Annotated in this window: 17 protein-coding genes, 1 tRNA gene and 1 pseudogene; 5 read left to right on the forward strand and 14 right to left on the reverse strand. The window is 45.5% G+C overall.

What is annotated here, in order from left to right:
• Positions 1 to 10: 10 nt before the first annotated feature.
• The 4 genes and pseudogenes from QUA24_RS19490 to QUA24_RS19505 all read right to left on the reverse strand — a co-directional run.
• Positions 11 to 569, reverse strand: a pseudogene (locus QUA24_RS19490) (IS4 family transposase); the annotation flags it as partial.
• Positions 570 to 936: 367 nt separating this feature from the next.
• Positions 937 to 1,140 (reverse strand): hypothetical protein, encoded by a 204-nt coding sequence (locus QUA24_RS19495; protein WP_333231397.1) that lies wholly within the window; start codon positions 1,138 to 1,140, stop codon positions 937 to 939.
• Between the two features lie 91 nt (positions 1,141 to 1,231).
• Positions 1,232 to 2,662 (reverse strand): hemolysin family protein, encoded by a 1,431-nt coding sequence (locus tag QUA24_RS19500; protein WP_333231418.1) that lies wholly within the window; start codon positions 2,660 to 2,662, stop codon positions 1,232 to 1,234.
• A gap of 115 nt (positions 2,663 to 2,777) precedes the next feature.
• On the reverse strand, positions 2,778 to 3,467 hold the full coding sequence (locus QUA24_RS19505; RefSeq protein ID WP_333231399.1) for a hypothetical protein: 690 nt from the start codon (positions 3,465 to 3,467) through the stop codon (positions 2,778 to 2,780).
• A 185-nt stretch (positions 3,468 to 3,652) separates the two neighbouring features.
• Here QUA24_RS19505 and QUA24_RS19510 point away from each other — a divergent pair.
• Positions 3,653 to 3,725, forward strand: a tRNA-Ile gene (locus QUA24_RS19510).
• A gap of 496 nt (positions 3,726 to 4,221) precedes the next feature.
• Here the strand turns inward: QUA24_RS19510 and pyrR are convergent.
• The 4 genes from pyrR to QUA24_RS19530 all read right to left on the reverse strand — a co-directional run bounded on the left by pyrR (position 4,222) and on the right by QUA24_RS19530 (position 7,329).
• Positions 4,222 to 4,755 carry a bifunctional pyr operon transcriptional regulator/uracil phosphoribosyltransferase PyrR gene (pyrR, locus tag QUA24_RS19515; protein WP_333083995.1) on the reverse strand — a complete coding sequence of 178 codons (534 nt, stop codon included), beginning with the start codon at positions 4,753 to 4,755 and terminating at the stop codon, positions 4,222 to 4,224.
• Positions 4,756 to 5,022: 267 nt separating this feature from the next.
• Entirely contained in the window at positions 5,023 to 6,102 is a 1,080-nt protein-coding gene (gene cbiB, locus QUA24_RS19520) for an adenosylcobinamide-phosphate synthase CbiB (protein ID WP_333231400.1), read from the reverse strand.
• A 362-nt stretch (positions 6,103 to 6,464) separates the two neighbouring features.
• On the reverse strand, positions 6,465 to 6,848 hold the full coding sequence (locus QUA24_RS19525; protein WP_333215708.1) for a GFA family protein: 384 nt from the start codon (positions 6,846 to 6,848) through the stop codon (positions 6,465 to 6,467).
• A gap of 37 nt (positions 6,849 to 6,885) precedes the next feature.
• Entirely contained in the window at positions 6,886 to 7,329 is a 444-nt protein-coding gene (locus QUA24_RS19530; RefSeq protein ID WP_333077293.1) for an Rrf2 family transcriptional regulator, read from the reverse strand.
• A gap of 265 nt (positions 7,330 to 7,594) precedes the next feature.
• Here QUA24_RS19530 and QUA24_RS19535 point away from each other — a divergent pair, with 265 nt between their 5' ends.
• The 3 genes from QUA24_RS19535 to QUA24_RS19545 all read left to right on the forward strand — a co-directional run bounded on the left by QUA24_RS19535 (position 7,595) and on the right by QUA24_RS19545 (position 12,326).
• Complete coding sequence (locus QUA24_RS19535) at positions 7,595 to 7,984, forward strand: AbrB family transcriptional regulator (RefSeq protein WP_333060228.1); 390 nt, start codon at positions 7,595 to 7,597, stop codon at positions 7,982 to 7,984.
• Between the two features lie 108 nt (positions 7,985 to 8,092).
• Positions 8,093 to 8,257 (forward strand): hypothetical protein, encoded by a 165-nt coding sequence (locus QUA24_RS19540; RefSeq protein WP_333215706.1) that lies wholly within the window; start codon positions 8,093 to 8,095, stop codon positions 8,255 to 8,257.
• Between the two features lie 406 nt (positions 8,258 to 8,663).
• Positions 8,664 to 12,326 (forward strand): PAS domain S-box protein, encoded by a 3,663-nt coding sequence (locus tag QUA24_RS19545; RefSeq protein WP_333231402.1) that lies wholly within the window; start codon positions 8,664 to 8,666, stop codon positions 12,324 to 12,326.
• 286 nt (positions 12,327 to 12,612) lie between these two features.
• Here the strand turns inward: QUA24_RS19545 and QUA24_RS19550 are convergent, their stop codons facing one another.
• A complete protein-coding gene (locus QUA24_RS19550; RefSeq protein ID WP_333231403.1) occupies positions 12,613 to 13,716 on the reverse strand; it encodes a site-2 protease family protein in 1,104 nt (367 codons plus the stop codon).
• A gap of 509 nt (positions 13,717 to 14,225) precedes the next feature.
• On the opposite strand from QUA24_RS19550, the gene QUA24_RS19555 reads away from it, so the two are divergent.
• The gene (locus QUA24_RS19555; RefSeq protein ID WP_333231405.1) at positions 14,226 to 15,302 is read left to right on the forward strand and encodes a DUF3616 domain-containing protein; all 1,077 of its coding nucleotides are present in this window, start codon (positions 14,226 to 14,228) and stop codon (positions 15,300 to 15,302) included.
• A 140-nt stretch (positions 15,303 to 15,442) separates the two neighbouring features.
• Here QUA24_RS19555 and QUA24_RS19560 read toward each other — a convergent pair whose 3' ends face one another.
• The 5 genes from QUA24_RS19560 to QUA24_RS19580 form a co-directional block, all read right to left on the reverse strand.
• Positions 15,443 to 17,080: an AAA family ATPase gene (locus tag QUA24_RS19560; RefSeq protein ID WP_333231407.1), complete on the reverse strand. Its 1,638-nt coding sequence runs from the start codon at positions 17,078 to 17,080 to the stop codon at positions 15,443 to 15,445.
• A gap of 188 nt (positions 17,081 to 17,268) precedes the next feature.
• Complete coding sequence (locus tag QUA24_RS19565) at positions 17,269 to 17,553, reverse strand: DUF2470 domain-containing protein (protein WP_333231409.1); 285 nt, start codon at positions 17,551 to 17,553, stop codon at positions 17,269 to 17,271.
• A gap of 194 nt (positions 17,554 to 17,747) precedes the next feature.
• Positions 17,748 to 19,109, reverse strand: a complete 1,362-nt coding sequence (locus tag QUA24_RS19570) for a WD40 repeat domain-containing protein (RefSeq protein WP_333231411.1) — start codon at positions 19,107 to 19,109, stop codon at positions 17,748 to 17,750.
• A 102-nt stretch (positions 19,110 to 19,211) separates the two neighbouring features.
• Entirely contained in the window at positions 19,212 to 19,790 is a 579-nt protein-coding gene (locus tag QUA24_RS19575; protein WP_333231414.1) for a ferric reductase-like transmembrane domain-containing protein, read from the reverse strand.
• 273 nt (positions 19,791 to 20,063) lie between these two features.
• On the reverse strand, positions 20,064 to 21,995 hold the full coding sequence (locus QUA24_RS19580) for a flotillin family protein (RefSeq protein WP_333231416.1): 1,932 nt from the start codon (positions 21,993 to 21,995) through the stop codon (positions 20,064 to 20,066).
• Between the last annotated feature and the right edge of the window lie 140 nt (positions 21,996 to 22,135).

Genomic DNA, 22,135 nt, shown 5'->3' on the forward strand with positions numbered 1-22,135 from the left:
GAACCGAAGCCCTAGTATCAGAAGCTTTGGGATTTTCTTCAAACCAAATCTCAACAGACAATCTGGTTACTAAATCAATGACTGTAATTATATTTCCGGCTAATTGTCCTTTTTGAAGTGATTCTAAGCTTTGTAGTTTTCATTCATAGCGCCTCCAATATTGAGCCATCTATTATCCAAATTTTCTCGAATTTTGACAAGGTAAATTGAATACTTTCTGGCAACGGACGTTGATTTCTACTATGCCAAGCTGAAGAGAGATTGGGCAATAAATCTTTAAATACTTTTTTAAATAACTCCGCAGGAAATGTCAAAAATCATTGTGACACCGCTTGTTGACTAACTTTTATCGGATTACACCACAGAAAACCGTCTCTGGCTAAGATTCTTGTCAGCTCTCTCACGGATGCTACGTCTCGCCACAGTAAAATTAACACCCCAGCCATCATCAACGGTAAATTCAAGATCCGCTCTCTGAGTCCTAATTTTCGGTAGTAATTTTGTTGATTTGTAATGGCCGGTGTCAGCAATCTTTCCAGTTGCTCTGCAATTACTTCATCTTCCACCATTGGTCTGTGTGTTTTTTTCGCGTGGTCTCGATTGGTTTTTCGGGTGCTGGTCATGGCTGCTCACAATCCCTCTATTACTTGTCTGTCATAAGTTTCCTACGCTCCAAAACCCATGGAAATACTACCCTTGAAAATTTCCCTTTTTCCTTAACTTGTCACCAATGCGGTAGGCTTGACCACTATTTTCAATCCCTAGGATGCCTCCACATCCACTACATTGCTGCGGGTAATGGTTGATTACTTCTTGACACATTTGGGTCGGGTATAGCTTCCGTTCGTGTCCCGAATGTCCTAGTTGCCCACCCCGCTTCTTGCCGGTGGGTTCCTTTCGATTGGGCTTAAATCCTTGAGGATTCTTCGATGGTGGTTATGATGAATTTGCCGAAGTTCTGGCTAATTGCTCCTTGAGAAGCTCGTTTTCTGTTCTCAGTTCCGCTATTTCCTGTTCAACCCGATCCATCCTACCCACTAATTCGTAAATTAGTTCGAGGACACTATCTGGCACTTGCGCCCACTCTGCTGGGCTGATTGCCGCCATTAATTCCGGCACTGTCTTCTCCAGGTGCCTCACCTTATCAGATTTTTTTGGTTTTTGCTACCCCCGTGAACTTCTACGAATAACTGCTACCCCTACTTATTGAGCCGATACCGCTAAAATATGCTCAACTAGAAATTTTCGCCACACTACTTACCCCGCTATTCTTTCGCCCTTTCCCCACAACTTCCTCATCCGCTGCTGTAATTCCATCTAAAGCTCGATCGCCCGCCGCCTCTGACAACAAGTGAATTTGAATTTGATCCAACCGCGGCCCGCACACAGAAACAACCGTAAGTTCCACATTTTCTCCGCGCCAAACTTCCCCCACTGCCGGCATTCTTTGCAACTGATAACTCAGAAAACCTCCGATTGTCTGATATTCGTCAGTTACTGGCAGATCCACATTCAATATTTGATTCACATCATCTAAATTTAACTGCGCTTGCACTAAATAAGTGCGATCGTCCAATACTTGCAAAGCAATTTCTTTGCTGTCGGGCGACTCGTAGCTGCGGCCGATAATTTCGGCTATCAAATCCCGCAGTGTAACTAACCCGGAAATGCCGCCAAATTCATCGACTACGATCGCAATTTCTTCCGACGAACTCTGCATCAAAGGCAGCAGTTCCCCCAGCAGCATCATCTCCGGTACAAACCTCACCGAACGCATCCAAGGTAAAATTGGCGTGTCGGGAGATAGCAAACCTTCAGCTAGGGGTTTTGCCAGTTGTTTGAAACCAATAATGCCGATAATGTCGTCTAAAGAATCTCCCGTCATGGGATAGCGGGAATGGTGAGAAATCGCCATTTCGTCGAGCAAAGTTTGAAAGGTTGCCGTCTTGGGAAGTGCGACAATGCTAGGCCTGGGTACCATTACTTCTTCTACCCAAACTTCGCCAAATTCAAACACGTTGTTGAGCAATTCTCGCTTTTCTGCTTCCAAGCCACTGGATTCGCTGGAGGTAGCTATAATTAATTGCAGTTCTTCGGGAGTAACCGGCCGGTGCCTTAGATCGTATTCGATGCCCGCAAACCGCAAGAGCGATCGAGTAGATTGATTGAGAAACGACACAAAGGGCTTGAACACACGGGCAATCAATAAACTCGGAGGCCCTAAACTTCTGGCTAGCTGTTCGGAATGCAGCAACGCTACAGATTTGGGAAAAAGTTCGCCCAGTACGATTTGCACGTAAGCTAGCAACAAAAAAGTTACTATTGATATGCTAAAAGAATGGGCGATCGCCGACTTGATGTAAATTGGCAGCGGCAAATAGCTGATCGACATTCGGACTAGCACGGCGATCGTACTTTCCCCAATCCAGCCGAGAGCTAAACTAGAAAGAGTTATTCCCAACTGCATTGTCGAGAGCAATCGCTCAATACTTTGCTGCAAAGATTGCACAGTTAAAGCTGCCACGTCGCCAGCTTCCACTAACTGATTGATGCGCGATCGGCGTACCGTCACCATCGAAAACTCAGCCGCCACAAAAAAAGCATTGATCGCAATCAGCAACAGCACTGACAGCAACCGCGACAGCACCTCTGTCCAACTCATCGCGGGTAAATCAGATATGTCCTGCACTCTCGCCCCTAAAAGTGACACAATGCTCCCTAAAAAAACTTTCTCGATCAAACGTGAGAATCCCTTTGGAGGTTTTGCTCCTTTTGTTTTACTTCGCCACTGGAATGCCAGATATTTGCAACTGAAGTTTTTGACCTGGATAATCTGTCAGCGTCAGCGAAACTTCCTTAGCATTTTCCAGCAAAGCTGTGGGAATACTCACCGTACCGTAAAACACCTGCCCGTTGGGGGGCAGTTCCGACGGCAAATCCTCGGCAGTCGCGCTCAGGGCCCGGCCACGATCGTCAGTGACGTTCAAGAAACTGTAGAGAAACCTCACAGCTTGCGAGCCTTCATTTTTCATGCTCACGTCTAGCAGCATGGAATTGTTGCGCTGACTGGCCGCGCTCACTTCCAGGGTTATTCCTCCGTCGCGACTGTTCAGGGGAAACTTGGCGCTAGCATTTTGTGCAGCCGGTTTTTTTGCCGCGGCTGGTTTAGAGCTTGCCTTCTCTGTTTTAGTATTTGCCCCGGCCGTTTTTTCTGGATCGCGACCTTCTACCCGTGCTTTGACGGTTGTGAGAATGTCTTTTTCTTTCAAAATGCTCACTTGGTCTTTACTAGCCGTCTTTCCAGGCTTGCCGCTGCCAGCATTGTTGCTGGGACGAACATCGGGTTGAGTCGTTCCTTGCAAGGCTTCGCGACCTATAGTAAATCCCCAAACAGAACTCGTCACGCCTGCTCCAAACATGAGAGCGAGCAGAATTAGAGTCAGAATTACCGTCGAATTCACTGCCATTGCCTATAAGTTTATGCCGAGTCCTAGAAACTGCTTTGCCCGGTCGATCGGCTTGCCTAACATTGGCTAACAGGCGATCGGGACTCAGCAGATCTAAAGATTTTGATTTTTGTTCTCTAGTTCTAGCACGGACTGAGAAATTATGTTATAATTCATTTTCAGTTAGGTCGAACAAATCGACTTAACGGCAGTTGGCCGAGCGGTTTAGGCAGCGAACTCATAATTCGCCCCAGGCAGGTTCAACTCCTGCACTGCCGATTTAAAATCAATCACGACGCTCCCCCCGTGAACCCAAAACCGGGTTTCTTCCCTCGACGCATGGGAGGCGAGAAACCAGGTTTCTCCGAATTTTTACGTTAGACCTCTTGCAAAAATAGCTGGGACGGGCAAGATGCCCGCCCCACAAAAAGTTTTTTCTCTTGTGGGATGGGAATCTTGCCCGTCCGAAAATTTGATCGAAAGGACTTTTGCAAGAAGTCTGTTGAGTAACGATAAATCTACGTAGAAACCAGGTTTCTGAGGTCGCAAGTGCGATCGCTGCAAACTAGACATTCGATTGATCGACTCCTTGTGGAGATATCTTGGCTCCGCGCGCGTCGATCGCACTTGCGACCTCAGAAAATTATGATTCCGATGCCAACGGAAACGATAAGTAGATCCACCTAATTAAACGAAAAATACGGCTCGCGCTCAAGCTTGCTGTGTAAGTCTTCTTCCTTCTTCCTTCTTCCTTCTTCCTTTTTCCTTCTACTTATCAACCCTTAATTAACTCCACTCCGTCGCGCCCGTCGAGATCTTGAACGTAAACCTTAACTTGTTCTTCCTTTGCAGTCGGCAACTTTTTACCCGTAAAATCTGGCTGAATCGGTACTTCTCGGTGACCACGATCGACTAATACCGCTAACCAAATTTTCTCCGGCCGCCCGTAATCGTTGACCGCATTCAAAGCTGCTCGACTCGTTCTGCCTTTATATATAACGTCATCTACCAACACCACGGTTTTGCCCGTCAAATCGAAAGGAATTTCTGTTTTAGCTGGTGTCCGCATCGCAACTCGATCCAAGTCATCTCGGTAAAAGGTAATATCCAAAGCGCCCACGGGTACTTTGACTTGTTCGAGGACTTCAATTTGATCTGCCAAAATTTGAGCTAAAGGCACTCCTCTACTATGAATGCCCAACAGCACTAACTCCGAGGGATTCCCTGATTTTTCGACAATCTGGGAAGCGACGCGGGTGAGAGTGCGCCTCACTTCATCAGGGGATAAAATTTCGATAATTTTAGTCATAGGTTGCTGCGAGCTAATTGTTGGCTGTTGGCATATCGAACAATTGGAGATTGGAGATTTGAGATTTGAGATTGACTTGACAGAGGAATCTGGGGGTTTGAACAAAAGTCAAAACTTTTTTTTGCTTTTGTGGGTGGCTGATCTCTGTCTTCTGCTGCACTTAGCCCGAATGGATGAAAAGCAAATGCTGGGATTGCTTGCAAGCGGGCGAACAATGACAGAAATACGTTATTTATGTCTCCTGGACTGTTCGGGTGAGGTCATCAGTTAGCGGCTCAAACATAATAAGGTATAAAAAAGCAATGATAGTCCCAACCAAATCAGAAAGCAATACCGAGTTAATTGCAATGCTTGGCAAATTAGCGGCGCTGTGATAGGGTGATCCGGCTCGCCTAACAGCGGTTTGTGTTTGAGAACTCCGCGATAGGAATTAGTACCTCCTAGTTGTACTCCCAAGATGGCGGCGTAAACGCACTCGCTCCAACCGGAATTGGGGCTGGCATCTTTAACAGCATCTCTCTGACAAATTTGCCAAATGTAAATCGGTTTGCCCGATATAACGGCTAAAGTAATCACTGTTAGCCGGCAAGGAATCCACGTCAGCACGTCTTCTAGTTTGGCGCTAAACCATCCTAAATCTGTGTATGGGGCTTCTTTGTAGCCGATCGTAGAATCTAATGTGCTGGCTGCTTTGTAAGCGATCGCCAAGGGGACTATAGCAGTCGCCCACATCGAGTTAGGATCGATCTGCGAACCGGTAACACTTAATAATAGATGCGGCAGAGCGAACCCAAGTAAGGCATAAAATAGCGGTGCTGTCACGCCATCGACTGCATTCTCTGTTACAGTTTCTAACAATGCTCGCAGAATTTCTGGCTCGGATAAGTTTTCGGTATCCCGGCCGACGTAAAGGCTCAACCTTTCTCGCGCCTTGACTAAATCTCCAACATTTAAAGGTGCTAGCACATCCTCTGCTGCCGCCCTCAAACTGCGACCTGCAAAACAGCTTGCCAGCAAAATGGTCTGTATGGCAATACCTAAAAGAGGATGCACCCAACTAGCAGCTTGGACGATCGACCAACTGACAGTATAACTGCCTACAATCAGCCCGATCGCTAGTATTGTACCAGCACATCGTAGCAGCAGTTTGTGCCGATCGCCAGCGGGACGATTCTCTGCTTCAGGCATTTTGCCTGCGGGATTATTCCATATATTAAAGACAAGTCGAGTATAGCGGTCGATCGCCCAACCCATCGCCTGCACGGGATGCGGCCAACCCCAAGGATCGCCGATCGAATAATCCAACACCGCAGCTAAAATCAAAACAGGAAATTCATCCGGCATCATTATATATTTTGTCAAACTTGATAGTCCGTCAATCGATTTTAGATTTTAGATTTTAGATTTTAGATTTTAGAATTGAAGAAAGCGACCCCACCGATCAATCCGGGGACTTGCGATGGGGAGCGAGGAGGTTTTTTCTCGCTCCACGGATGCCTCCGGGGACTCGAAGCATCTTCCTTGATTGTCAGAGCAGGAGCAATCGCCCCAGAGAGCAGATTTTAACTCCTGCTACCCTTGCCGACTTTGATTTTTTGAGGGGCGATTTTATTGTAGAAGGAAGAAGGAAGAAGCAATAAAGGCAAGGGTTTGAGCAATTCAAAACCTCATCATTATCAGGCGTGGTTGCTCTAACTGCTGAGATTAGTTTAGTCGCCGAGCAAGTGTACGTTCTCCTCCCAATTAACACCGTCAAAGGGTAGGATCTGAAAGTGTTCGATGGCATCTGAGTCAAGACAACGGACGTTGACATCGAAATGATCGGGATGCGATCGGGGGCGATAGAACGAGTGAATGCCGCAAATTCCGCAGAAAGTATGTTGAGCAGTTCCTGTATTAAATGTATAGGTGGTCAAAACATCTTGGCCACTGAGCAAGGTAAAACGTTCCGGCGGCACAATGAGGTGCAAAAATCCCTTCTTTTTGCAGATAGAGCAGTTGCAATCTGATGCTTCGTGTTTGTCAACGGCGACACGGAAGCGGACAGCTCCGCAGTGACAGCCACCAAAGTAAGTAACAAGTGTTGCGTCCATGTGTGCTTGCTGGCGATCGAATGAATGAACTTACCATTTAAATGATAAAGCTAGTTTCTTCGCCAAGAGCCGCTTGCCAACTGCGGACATCATAGTATAAGTCTTCGAGGGAAATACTGTACAGCGCTTCGGCAAGTTTTTTGTGCAATCGGTTCCACAAACTGAATGTTACCCAGTCCTCTGCTTGCGTCGCGTCGGGAAAATGTCGAGGTAAAGGTTCAATAGTTTCACCTACAGCCTCTAAGATTTGTCCTAAAGAGATTTGAGCGGGCTGGCGGGCCAATTGATATCCTCCTTGGGAACCCCGAACAGATTGGACTAAACCGGCTCGTCGCATTTCAATCAGCAATTTTTCTAGATACGGAGCAGGTAACTCCTGTCGCTTCGCTATCGATTTCACCGATGTCGGGCCATAGCGAGGTTGCAAACTTAGATCCAGTAATGCTTTGACACTGTAGTGTCCGCGTGTGGTTAACTTCATGGGATTTTAAGAGCGGGGCAAATATTCAGCTAGCTGATAGCTGATAGCTTATGCTACCGAGTTTAGAGATTGCTCGCATCGGTTGCAGCTACTCCTCAAGAAATACTGCAGGTTGTTAAAAATATTTAGATAATAGTGGTTAACAATTGAGCCGATCGGTGTAATATAGTTTTACGACCAGCTATAAAGCTAAAGTTTCTTGGTCAAACCAAAAACCAACCGAGAAAAAATCCGTACACCAGTTGAATATTTCAGGACTCAGTAAATGGCTAAAAAGAAAAATATCGAACCCCTTGAAGGCGAAGATCTGATCAAAAAGGTCAAAGACCTAGAGAACCTTACCAAGGAAGAAAAAGCTAGAGCCTGTGGCTACTACACCGTTACCAAGAACGGCGTAGAACGGGTCAACATGATGAAATTCCTCAATGCGCTGATTGATGCAGAAGGCATTCAGCTAGACGGGAAGCAAAACGGCAATGGACGTGGCGGACGCTCTGCCAGCTATCGGATTAGCGTTCAATCTAACGGCAACTTACTGATTGGAGCTGCCTACACCAAACAGATGGAACTCCAGCCAGGAGATGAATTTGAAATCTCTCTGGGACGCAAGCACATTCACCTGCGCCAAATTGATCGAGAAGAAGAAGTAGCCTAGGCCTTTACGACTTGCTTTGACTTCTTGCTTGAACAGGTTGGTTTGACTTCAAGCATTGACTGCAAGCAGACAATTGGCTCTGAAATCTTTCTGTGAGCCTCAAATAGTATGGCTTCTATAGATGGCAATGGCTCGACAACAGCCACTGCCACTACTTTATATTTTCCGAGAATACCTATTCTCGCCCCTCGCTCTATCCGTTTGGACAAGCGGGGGATTTTCCGCGTAGCTGTTAAAGAGAAGTTCGGCAACGGATTGTGCTACCGGATGTAACGGATGTAACGCATGGATGTTCACCAAGGGATTGTATAGCGGATTTAACGGATGAATGTTGAGTTTCGATGGTCGAGGTTCCACGCAAGAATCAGGTTTGGTTGAGCTAGGAAACTCACGAAAGCAAGAAAATGGCGGAGGTATTCTCAGCTAACAGTGCGTCATACTCGTTGAAAAAAAGAGTGCAACTGTAGCGAAGCTCGAAAGCAAGAGCTTCATCATTCATTCGGAATTATTTAATCTAAAATCTAAAATCTAAAATCTAAAATTGTATAAGTCTCGTGCTTGCTCCTGATTTGTGTCTTTGTGGGAGGGGTTTTGAGGGCAAGGAAACACCTCGATTGCCCCTAAGTGAAATTACAGGCTGGAACAGTTAAAGTGTTAGGGAGCAATTAGTCATCAGCCTATGCCGTTGCCCCGATTCGCGAGTAAAACTTCTCAACACCAAACAAAAATCTCCCTGCGTCGCCTTCTGGTGGCCTCTTTTGTGCTGCAAATCGTCGCCGTAGTCGGGATTGTCGGGTATCTGTCCTTTCGCAACGGAGACAAAGCAGTCGAAGAACTCGCGGATAAATTGATCGCGGAGACGGGAAAGAGAGTTGAAGAAAAGCTGATTTCTTTTCTCGAACCTACCCAGTGGGTAAATCAACTTAACGCTGAAGCGATCGAGCGCGGTGAATTAAACTTACAGTTAGAAAAGCCGCAGCCTCGGGGAGAGAAGTTCCTCTGGCAGCAAATGCGCTCGTTTAAAAGCATTCAGTGGATTTCCCTCGGTGCGGAAAAATCAGGAGAATATCTCGGAATTTGGCGCAACCCCACGGATAACAGCTTGCAAATTGTCGCGGCAAACAAGTCTACCAAGTTTCAGAGCATTTACTACGCTACAGACAGCCTAGGCACTCGCACCGCTAAATTAAAGGCAGAACCCAGAACCTACGATGCCCGTCTCCGTCCCTGGTACAAAGAAGCTGTCGCAGCTAATAAACCGATTTGGACGAGCATTTATCCGGGTTTTAATCCTGGGACTGTTTTTATTGCTGGCAGCCAACCGATTCGCGATCGAAATGGTAAATTGCTGGGAGTTTGTGGCGTAGACTTTTCGCTTTCGGAGCTTGAGCAATATCTGCATCGCATTAAGCTTAGCAAAACGGGACAAATTTTCGCGATCGAACGATCTGGCTTGCTGGTTGCCAGTTCGAGTCAAGAATCACCCTTTAGGAAGATGTCTGGAAAGCAGCAACTGCAGCGGGTGAATGTTTTAGACAGCCAAACTCCTGTCATTCGCACCGCAGCTAAATATTTGTACGAACACTTCGGGGGGTTTGGCGACATTAAGCAGCGGCAGCAACTGAAATTTAGCCGAGATGGGAAGGAATATTTTGTGGAAGTGCTGCCTTTTTCTGATGTTTACGGTTTGAACTGGCTGATTGCGATCGCAGTTCCCGAATCCGATTTCATGGGGCAAATTAACAAAAATACGCGCGCTACAATTTTACTTTGTTTGGCGGCGCTGCTGCTATCGACAATTGCCGGAGTGCTGACAGCGAGGTGGGTAACGCTGCCGCTGCTGCGGCTCAACGAAGCAGCTAAAGATATTGCCGCCAGAGAGTTTGATCGCCCTGTTACTGTCAGTAGGCTTGAGGAAGTCGGCGAATTAGCCCAGTCTTTTAACGAGATGGCAGCTCAACTGAAACAGTCTTTTCAAGCTTTGGCAGAAAGTGAAGAAAAATTTGCCCAACTGATAGAAAATTTGCCTGTTGGAGTCTCGGCGATGAATCCGCGCGGCGCAGTTATTTTCATGAATTCGGCGGGTGAGCAGATATTGGGTAGGGGAGAAATGCCCGATGCTACCGCACAAGAGCTACCACAAGCTTATCAAATTTATATAACAGGCACTAATCAACTGTACCCTGCCGAGCAAATGCCGTTTGTGCGGGCGTTGAGTGGCTTGGAGGTGATTGCTGAAGATATGGATATTCGCCGAGACGGGAAAAATATTCGTTTGGAAGTGCGAGCGCTGCCGGTGTTTGACGGTGCGGGGAATATCCTTTATGTTCTTACTGTTTTTAAAGATATTACGGCTCGCAAACACGCAGAGCAAATATTGGCTGACTACAACCGTACTCTGGAAATTGAAGTTGTCGATCGCACGATCGAGCTAGCCTCGATCAATGCCCGCTTGCAGCTCGAAATTGAGGAGCGCAAGCAAGCTGAAAAAATTATCCGTCAAGAGCGCGACTTTAACTTAAAGATTATCGAAAATTCTCCTATTTTTTTTGTGGCGATCGACTCTGAGGGTAAAATCCTGCTGGCGAATCACAGTATTCTGGAAGCGGTGGGCTATACTGCCACAGAAGTTGTAGGCAAGGATTACTTAGCGACATTTGTACCCCCAAGCGATCGAGCCGGATTACATTCAATTTTTACGGGCGTAACAGCGCGGGAGCAAACGGTTAACGAACATCGCATTCTCACTTCTGACGATCGAACTTTGTTAGTCGAGTGGTACGGCACACCGGTGCTCGACGAAGGTGGCAGCCTCGATTTTTTGTTTGGATTTGGGATTGATATTGGCGATCGCAAACAAGCACAATTAGCCTTGCAAAAAAGCGAAGCTCTGTTTCACAAATTAGCGAACACTGTTCCCGGAGAACTTTACATATTCGTGCAGCATCCCGACGGCTCAGTCAAGATGGAATATATCAGTCCTCTATGCCGAGAAATTCAAGAATTAGAGCCGGAGGAAATCCAGAACAACTCTGCTTTACTCTACGAACAAATACACCCGGACGATCGCTCCAGCCACTTCGAGGCGTTTGTCAAAAGTGCCACTGATATAGAACCATTTTCCCACGAGTGGCGGATTGTGACAGCATCAGGAAAACTCAAATGGCTGCAAGGATATTCTCGACCAGAATTGCGCGAAAATGGAGATATTGTCTGGCACGGCATAATTATTGATACGAGCGATCGCAAACAAGCAGAACAAGAACTTCAACAAGCCAAAGAAGCCGCAGAAGCTGCCAACAAAACTAAAAGCCTCTTTCTCGCCAACATGAGCCACGAATTGCGAACCCCCCTCAACGCCATTCTCGGCTTCGCTCAATTAATGGAACCAAGCGCTAATTTAACTTTGCCGGAACAAGAAAATATCAAAATTATTCGCCGCAGCGGAGAACACCTGCTTCAACTGATCAATCAAGTTTTAGACTTATCTAAAATAGAAGCTGGGCGCATGACACTCAACGCCAAAGTTTTTGACTTTTACCGCTTGCTGGGGGATGTGCAAAATATGTTTCAGATTCCGGCGGCAAATAAAGGATTGCAATTAATTATTGACTGCTCTTGTGATGTCCCCCAATACGTGCAAACTGATGATATTAAGCTGAGAAAAGTGCTGATCAACATCTTAGATAATGCGGTTAAATTTACCGAAACAGGTTCAGTTTCCGTCACAGTATGGCACAAACAATTAGGAATCAATAAGCCTACCAAAAACTACTTAAATATTGGAGGACATCAAAAAACTATTTTTATTGGGTTTGAAATAGCCGATACAGGAGTTGGTATTTTCCCGAAAAAATTAGAAACCATATTTGAATTATTGGTGCAAACTTCATCAGAAAAGCAAGTTCAAACAGGTACGGGTTTAGGATTAAACATCAGCCGCGAGTTCATAAGATTAATGGGCGGCGACATTACCGTCGAGAGCGAAGTGGGACAAGGGACTGTCTTCAAGTTTGATATTCAAGTTGTTACCGCAGTGGGTGCTGGTGAAGTCATCAATAAATATGTTGAAGTCAATGATTTATCGCAGAGTTCAAGTATGGTACAAGAAAAAATATCTGATAGTGCTGCAATATTTACGCTGGACTCCAAGCCAAAAGTTTCCCCAGAATGGACGAGCAATCTAAAACAGGCAGTTCGTGAGGCTGACTTCGACTTGATTGCCACAACTATTGAGGAAATCGGCAGCGATAATGATGTTTTTGCGGAAGTTCTGAGGAATCATCTATATAATTTTGATTATCAAAAAATACTAGATTTGATTGCTGAAATTGAGCTGTAGATTGCTGAGTTTTCGAGTGCTGCTAAGCTCACCTTATCTATAAAGTAGCTGTTCTGCATTGATGCTCCCAAAACAGTTGTTTTAGCGACTGCCACAATAGTCATGATACGGCATAAAATCCTCGCTCAGATGCTCAATACACTCCGATAATTATCATGCTTGATTTGCTGCTAATAATTGAGTGTTTGAATTGACTTTTTTCAAGCTAGAGTTAACCCCCCCGATCACCCTTTTGGTAAGGGGAAATCGAGGGGGTTAACTCTTATTTGTCAAGTATCGGAGGATATCAAGCAGGGTTAGCTTCGGCTCGTCTTTGTAACAGGCGGGCAATTTCAGCTTTTTCTACAAGTCCGACGAGGACACCATTTTCGCGAATGACGGGGAGTTCTTGTACTTTGAGTTGTTCCAGAAGGGTGACGACTTCCAGGAGGGATAATTCTGGTTTGACTGTTGTGGAAAACTCGATCGGCTTCAGGAGTTCTTTGACTAAAACTTGGGGCCAAGTTCCGGTAGGAATGGTTTTGAGGTCGTCTAGGTCGATCGCACCTACCAATTGTCCGGCATCATCTGTTGCCAGGAATCTGCGCCAGGTTTGAGTGCTACCGATCACGTAGTTGTTGGCAAATTCTCTGAGGGACAAGTCTTGGGAGACGATCGGACTTTCGGCGGTAACAGCATCTGCGGCTGTCAGGCCTGCCAGTTGATTTTGGACTGTGGCATATTGGGCAGATTGACCGGCATTTTGCAGTAAGAACCAACCGATTACTAGATTCCAAATATTGCCAAAGATGCCTGTAGCAATGGCAATCCAACCAATTATTTGACCAACGCGGCTAGCAAAAATTACACCTTTGTAAGGGTTGCCAGTAATTTTCCAGACAATTGCTTTGAGGATGTTGCCGCCGTCGAGGGGCAAACCGGGAATTAAGTTAAATAAGGCTAAAACTAAGTTGATGGAAGCTAAAAGTCCGACGATGGCCGCTGCGGGGCCTGTGAGACCAGCACCGATGCCGATCGCTGTTAACAAACCGGATAACAATAAGCTGACCAACGGGCCTGCAATGGCTACCCAAAATGCTTCTGCGGGGGTTTTAGATTCTCTTTCTAAATTAGCTAGTCCGCCAAACAGAAATAGCGAAATCGATTTCACGCCAATTCCCTGTTTAATGGCTACCCAACTGTGTCCTAATTCGTGGGCTAAGACGGAAGCAAATAACAGTAACGCGGTGAATAATCCCAGCATCCAGGGCGCTACGGGGCCCAATGTGGGAAACAGGGCAGCTAATGCGCCGCCGTACTGCCAGGTTACTAAACCCAGAACTAAAAACCAAGATGCGTTGACAAAGAAGGGAATCCCAAACAGGTTGCCGACGCGAAATGTACCGTTCATAATGGCTACCTCTGATTTTACGAATGAGAGGTTTTTCTCTCTGTCTCCTTATCGTAACGAAACGTAACGGCGATGTTAATGCTTCAATTAGGGTGTTATCCGTCTGTGGAGGTTCGGTTTGCTGAATAATTACCGCCGACTGCGGTTTTGCCCGCTAGGGGTTAAATATTCTTATCTCAAAACGGAAGTTTTTGCTATGAGGCTTGAGGAGGATATCTTTTTTAATTTTCTGTTTTTGTTTTCAGTCGGTTTTAACTCAAATCTTGCACCTCTGTCATGAACAGACAAGATGCCTGTTCCACAAAAATTAAATGTTCTTGTGGCCCTTGCTCCTAGCCCGCCCGTAAAAGCTTTATTGAGAATGGTGCAACCTCTCAGTTTTAACTGAATGCCAGCTTTGAGACGGAGAAGGAATTCCTGGCGGACTATTACACCTGTGGCAAGATCTCAGTTTCAAGCAGGTTTAACTATAATGACTTACCCTAAGAATAGTTTTGATCCTAATAATTATGCCAGAATCTTTTTTGCTCGGCCGGCTGCTGCTGCAATTCAACAGCGAAGTCGCTGATATCATTACAGACTTATCCGCTGTCGCTTTAACTCCCGATGGTCATTTGTGGCTGGGTTCCGATGAGACGACTTCGATCGAGCGTTTGTCGCTTGTCGCGCCTCATATTTTTGGAGAACATCAAAGATTTGCGATCGCAGATTTTATCGATCTACCTGGAAAATGCGAAATCGATATCGAAGGAATGGATTTCAGCAGCGATTATCTTTGGCTGGTCGGTTCTCACAGCACAAAACGCAAAAAAACTAAAGGCAAAGACGCCGACAAAGATATTGAAAAATTAGCACAAATCGAGACAGAGGTCAACCGCTATTTGCTGGCGCGCATTCCTATGAAAGACGGAATTTTGTGCGAGTCAATTTCCCCTTCAAACAATCCCGAAACCCAACTGAAAGCGGGATGTCTTCAGCGGACAGAAACAGGCAATTTGCTGACAGACGCGCTCAAAGATGACAGCCACCTCGGCTTGTATTTATCTGTGCCGATTCCGAGTAAAGAAAATGGCTTTGATATTGAAGGGTTGGCGGTGCGGGGCGATCGCATTTTGCTCGGTTTGCGGGGGCCGGTGCTGCGGGGTTGGGCGATAATTTTAGAAATAGAAGTTGAAGAGGCAGAACCGGGAGTTTTAAGGCTTAAGGAAATTGGAAAAGGAGGGAAATTGTACAACAAACATTTTCTCGATTTGAACGGTTTGGGCGTGCGAGAATTGTGCTGGAAGGGGGAAGATTTAATTGTTTTAGCAGGGCCGACGATGACTTTATCTGGGGCGACGAGGGTTTTTCGGTTGAGGGGAATTTTAGGGCGATCGGGCGACAGTATTAGTGGACAAGATGGGGGAGATTTGGAGGTATTGTTTGACTTGCCTTTTAAGGTTGGTACGGACAATGCTGAGGGATTGAGCCTGTTTCCCTATTTGGACGGGCAGAATTCGCTGTTAGTGGTTTACGATTCGCCGGATGCGGGGAGAATAATTGAAAAGAATTCTATTCTTGCTGATGTTTTTAGGTTGGGTTTGTAGTAGTATGCTGCGTCATAACGGGAGATATTTGAGAGAATTAATCAGCCAGGAAATGACGCATCATACGATTAAGAATGTGAGTCAGAGGGAATTTGTTTGAGAATTAATTGGACACGAACTGACGCACCCTACAAATTGGGTTAATTGTCGATCGCATCCCTTCGCCGCTGGCTGTAGCGTTTCAATTCATCAATTAAGTGAGTATCGTTAGAAGCTGTTCTCGCGCCTGCTTCAGCCGCCCAGCGCTTCAAATCTTCAATTTGCGATCGCGCGATCGCAGCTAAAGGTACTGTATCCTCGATCGACCTCAAAATATCCTCCGTCATCAAATCCCGGCGCTGTCCGTTTACAAACGTGCCAAAGGCCCGATACAACCCATCTATTACAACTTGCTCGATTTCTGCACCGCTAAAATTCTCAGCGCGTTTTGCCAAAACCGTCAAATCAAACTCCCGCAATCTAGTTGGCCGCAGTCGCTGCAAATGCACTTTAAAAATATCTTGCCGTTCCGATTCTGAGGGCAAATTCAAAAAGAAAATTTCATCAAATCTGCCCTTTCTCAGCAACTCTGCCGGCAAAATCCGCACGTTATTTGCAGTTGCGACAATAAATACCGGACTGGTTTTTTCCTGCATCCAAGTTATCAAACTGCCGAATACCCGCCGCGAAGTTCCCGAATCGCCGTCGCTGCCGCTGATAATGTTGCCGAAGGCTTTATCTATTTCATCGATCCACAAAACGCACGGTGCGATCGCCTCTGCTAATTGTATCATTTGCCTGACGCGGCTTTCGCTTTCCCCGACCACGCCGCCAAACAATCTCCCAGTATCCAATCGCAACAGTGGCAAACGCCATTCTGAGGCTATTGTTTTCGCAGATAAAGATTTGCCAGTTCCTTGAATTCCTACTAACAAAACTCCTTTCGGATTCGGTATGCCGTAGCGACGCGATTCGTCAGTAAAAGCATCTTGCCGCATTTTTACCCACTGTTTCAAATTCTCCAAGCCGCCCACACTTTTTAGGGATTCTCTGGAGTTAAAAAACTCCAAAATGCCCGTTTGGCGAATTGCTTGCTGTTTTTCCTCCAAAACTCCGTCAATATCTGACTCGTTAATTTGCTGTTTGGCGGCCAAAGCTTTAGCCAAAACTCGTCCGATTCTAGCGCGGCTCAAACCCTGACAAGCTTTAACCAATTGTTCCCTTGCTAAACCGCTAACTTGCAACTGTTGTGGCTTTTCGACAACGTGGGAAATTAAACTGTCGATTTCTTGCACGTTGGGCAAAGGAAAATCAATTACTGTGACTTCTTCTTTCAATTCCTCCGGCAATTCCAGCGTATGAGAAGTAAGAACTATAGTTTTTTTGCTACGCTTCAATTCCCGCGTTAAATTCCGCAATTCCCGCACTACCGGCGCATTTTTTTCGCTGTATGGATATTTCAAAATCGGGTGCAAATCCCGCAGCACAAATATGGTATATTCTTCAACAGCGGTTTTGCTGACGCGATCGAGCGCCGCCATTACCGAACCTTTCCCAGAACCGTTATCCTCCCAGCCCCGCACGAGATCCCAGAACAACACCCGGCGCGCGGGAGTTACTTGCAGCGCTACTTGGGCAATTACGGCTTCGACCGGTTCCTCCTCCGCGCCGACAATGTACAGCAGCGAATAGCGGGCGCGAATCATCAAATCTAGTCGCTTTACCAGTGCCTCGAAATGGTTATTTTTACTGCCATTGACGACATCTAATTCTTTGGGGGTTGGGTAATTTTCTGTCATTTTAGTGGATATTTTAGAGGGGAATTAAACTTTATTAAATATTTGGCTTGCAGTCAGGATTTTAGTCTTTAAAATAATTTCACCTAACTAAAGGTTTGTAGTAAGGATGTTAGTCCTTAACAACTATTTAAGCGGACTAAATTCCGTACTGCAAACATTAAAATTATAACAGCCTAGTACGCAATTGACTACTTAGCAACTTTTCGAGCTTGTTTCACCATTTCAATGAGAGTGTGGTGAGCATCTTCGGCGTCTTTTAAAGTGCGATCGAAATTTACTCTGACGGGCACTGTTTCGTCGTTGACTTTAGCGTTTAAATCCATGCCGTTGGCATCAATAGCGAGCATTTGAGCTTCCGTTGCCTCTGGTTTGCCGCCAAATGCTTGAGCGTACAGCACTACAGCACTAGCGTGGTCTTCGTTCATGTGAGCGCAGATGCGATCGCTAATCTCAGTGGAAAACTGTTCTGACATGGGGAGATTCCTCAGATGCAATATTGATCGATTGTACTGCGATCGGTACAAACTTTTCAACCGCGATGAATTGCATCAAGAGTTATGAGTGAAATAAAAGGAGAAAGAAGGAAGAACCAGAAGACAATAATATCGAGCGATTCAGTAATTCAAAAATCCCTCATCAAACCGAATTTTCTAGATAATTAGTAGGATTAGCTCCACCCTTCCCACGGGCTGACTTCCAGAACACCAGAGGGTTTTAAGACTACCTTAAATTGAGAAAAATGCTGATTTTTACCAGCCTTACGAAACGAAGAAAGAGAAACTTGTTGAATAAAATCACCCGCTGCTTGGTTCAGCGGCTGACAATCTGTAATTACCCCTTCTTCATTCACGGCAACGCGATAAACTAATGAAGTGCTGAAGGTGGGAGTCGATCGCCAATTCTTGTCAATTTGGTCGTAAACTTTCCGGTTCAACTGTGCAATTTCACCGGGGGAGATAATTTCAGAAGGTGCTGCCTCTACCTCTGGTGCTGGAGAGTTAACCTGAGTCGCACGCGGGACAGGTACAGGCCAAAACTTAATAGTTTCATCGGCGCTACCGCTGGCTAAAACAGTATCTTGAGAACTAAAAGCGACTGACCAAACAGGCTTAGAATGCTCCGCAAAATTTGTTATCAGTTCACCTGTTTTTAAGTTCCAAAACTTAATAGTTTTGTCGTAGCTGCCACTAGCTAAAGCCTGTCCATCCGGGCTAAAAGCAACTGAGAGCACCGGGCCGGAATGTCCTATTAATGTGTGCAGAACTTTGCCATTTGTAAACTGCCACAGCTTAACAGTTTTATCCGCACTGCCACTCGCTAAAGTTTTCCCGTCAGGACTGAAAGCAACTGATGTCACGGGCCCGGAATGCCCAGTCAGGGTGTAATTGCCGCCATCATCAAGCCACCAAATCTTGATAGTTCCATCCTCGCTGCCGGTTGCTAAAATTTTACTGTCTGGGCTAAAAGCGACAGATTGAATCCAGTCTGTATCTTGAAGTGTGCCCAGTAGTTTGCCATTGGGAAAATTCCACAGTTTTACAGTTTTGTCGGTACTGCCAGAAGCGAGTAACCTTCCATCAGGACTGATACTTATTGCCTTGACATCATCCGCATGACCTTTCAAGGTATTGATGAGTATGCCAGTTTTGAGATTCCACAATTTAATCCGGTTATCCCAACTCCCGCTAGCCAGAAGATTGCCATCAGGACTAATGGCGAGGGATTCAATTGCATCGGTATGTGCTTTTAAGGTGTAAAGTAATTTGCCGGTTTGCAAGTTCCAGATTTTGATAATGCCGCTATAACAGCCGCTGGCTAAAGTTTTGCCGTCTGGACTGAGTGCGATCGCGTAAATCCACCCTGAATTATCTTTAAAACTGCTAGAATATTGAGTGAGCAACCCCGATTTAAACTGCGATACAGTTGTTTCTAATTCCGCAAAATACCTGTATAAGCCTATGCCCGCCGCAGTTACAACTGCTGTTAATGTCAAGGCTAAACTTTTCCATTTAACGGCTTTTGATATCATAAACATGACCTCCAAAACTAAGTTTATGTAAAATAAACTTCCGGATTTCAATTCCCGAAAATTATCGCGGAGGTTGCGGCTGGATTCTCACTTTAATAAATGCTATCCAACACTTTTATTTAGCACTGTTACTTTGTCTGCGGTTGGCTGATGTTTTTGTGGTTTAGATTGGCGCTCAATCCAGGTGCGACAGAGGAATAAAAATATTATGGCGGTTATCGCTGCAATTCCAACAGGCGTTAAATATGTCCAGTGATAGGCCATTTTATCCCAAATATGCCAGGTTACTAAAAACATAGCAAGGTAAGTGAGACTCTGCAATTTTTTCCAATTTTTCTTAAGCCTTTTCACACTCCAATCATTAGACGTGATAGCCAAGAGAGTAAAAATAATGAATGTTGATACTCCCTGAAAGTAAACAAAATAAGTTTTGAGATCGAAGACATCAAAGTTTCTTTGTTTGAAAAATATGAATCCGTGAGCTACAGCTAAAAAGAAAGAGAGCAGACCAATGAAACGCCGATATTTCAGCAGCCATTGGGGAAAGCCCGTTTTTTTTGTCAGAGGGAAAACAATTCTCAAATTTGTGGGAAGCAGTGTGAGAATATAGGCTGTTAAGGCCGCAAATCCCAGGAAACTCGCCTGACAGAATGTATCTAAATCCATCGTTGAAAATTGCATAACTTACTCTCATTGCTAAGTAGGTAAACTCCAATTGAAGCTAGGCTAGCTTTTGGAAATTGCAATGTCAATTAATTTTTAAGCTTAAAACACTTATTCGCAAAAATAGCTGGTTAAAAGTTGAGTTGTTACCTATAAAAAAAGGTCAGAATTAGCTGACCTTGGGTTGAGGAGATTACCTGAACTTTTGGCTAGGTATCACGCCCAAATACAAACTGATAATACCCCCTTTCCATAAGAGAGGACTGAATTCCTCGCTACAAACGGCACAGCCTAACTAAAAGATCGATCGTCAAACGGCAATTCATCAAATCGCGAATCCATATCAGCCTCAGAATTCGCAACAGGGGAATTAGCGCGAGATGCCGACGGCTTAACAGAATTCACCTGGGCTACTGATAACTTGGCCACAGGTTCCGATTTCTGTAGGTTAACTACAGGTAACTCCCCGCCATTTTCTCCATTTTTGCTCGTTTGATTCCACATCATCATTCCCAGCAAACCATCAACCAAACCGCCACCGCTACCGTTACCTGTTACCGCAACATCCGGCACAACTCGCACATTGCGATCGCCTATAATTTGCATTAACTGCAAAGCCGTATAACCCGAACCTCCCAAAGCTACAACACCCGCGCGATAAGCTTCAGCTTGAGCATTTCCCTTTACTCGAATCGACTCAGCTTCACCTTGAGCTTGTTTCACCTGAGAATTCGCTTTCAACTCAGAAATCTTCACGCCTTGTTCCGATTTCACCATCTCTTGCTGAATCTCAGCCAGCGCCGTTTCCCGCACCAATTGTTGCCGCTGAGTTTGTGCTAATTGCTGCACCTCATAAGTCTTGCACTGTTCCTCAGCAATTTTGCGATCTGTTTGAGTTTGCATCAACTCTGCAGGCGGCAAAATATCCCCGATCAAAGTATCAATTGCCTGCACGTCGTAGGTACGCAAAGCTGCTTTGATATACTCGGCTGCTTCCGCTTGCCTGCCGCTTCTTGCTGAGAGAAAATCTAATACAGAATAAGCTTGAGCAGAATTGCGGAAATAATTGCCAATTGTCGGCTGCAAAACGTGGTCTACTAAATTCTGCATCGAACCTACGCGAGAAATCACTTTTGGAGCATCCAAAGCCCCGACGTGAATAATCTGAGCTACTTCTAAATCAAAGGCAAAACCGTCTTGAGAACGCACGGTTAAAGACGAAAGTTGAGAATCGTAACTGTGCCTTTCTGTTTTACCAGACCAATTCAATACTATATTAGTAGTCGGCACTAACTCTACTTTCAAAATGCGAGTATTCAGCGGATGTTTCCCCGGATAAAGGGGAGTTACCCAAACCCCTTTATTGCCGACATTTACTAAATTTCCGTGGGTAAAAGCAGCGCCGCTCACATCTTCTGAGGTTTTGCCGACATAAGAAATAACCGCGCCGACATAGCCGATCGGGATTTCGGTCATCGGCACTTGGTCAACTCCGACAAACCAAGGATTTAAGTTCCACGAACCGGAAAGCAAAACCTGTTCCTGCAAACCGCGTCGCCCGCCAGCGGTGATAAATTTTTGCGCGTTTTGGAAGTTGTCGTGATTCGGAATCATTGGCCCTGCAATTTCGCCATCTTGAATCGGAACGCCGTCATAAGTTGTCACAACTCCCACTTTATCGGGAGCAATTTTGTACAGTTTCAACTGTTCCGCTGTCATCCCGTGTTTGGGAGCATTAGCTGCTGTAATTACCGTAAATAATGCCGTATTTATTCGATAGCTGCCACCCGTCAAAATGCCGAGTTGGCGACCTTTTTCTCCACCGCTTTTAAGAAATTTGCGAGCATCTTGAAAATTGTCGCATTCTGTGATTTTGCCGAGGATGCACTGCGGCGGAATCGACTCGCCGGCGGCGGCGATAATTAAACCAATTTCACCTTGGGGAACTACAGTTAGAGACTCTTTGCGAACGTTGTACTGCAAAGGCCAATAACCCCAGTGCCAACCGGGGGGCAAAGTATCAGCTTGATATCCCGCTTCTCCGTTTAAGGCAATTAAATCTCCGGGCGGTAAAGACTTGCCGCCGAAGCTAAACTTTTTACTGACAATGCCAACTTCGCGATCGCCAATTACTACCAATCCGCCAAAAAACAGTGGCAGCACCAGAATAATTATCATACTGCCGATCGCGATCGGGATAAATCCGCCGGGATCGAGCTGCATTGTCTGCACGGGAACAGTGCTGCGTAACTGCCCTAGCTGCAAGCTAGAATCAGGTTTTGCGGCTATAGCAATCCTAAATCATTATCAAGACTATGATACAATTATATGCAATACTTGATTGTGACCATAAAAAAATGAAT

This window comes from Microcoleus sp. Pol12B5, assembly GCF_036701335.1.
Taxonomy (GTDB): Bacteria; Cyanobacteriota; Cyanobacteriia; order Cyanobacteriales; family Microcoleaceae; genus Microcoleus.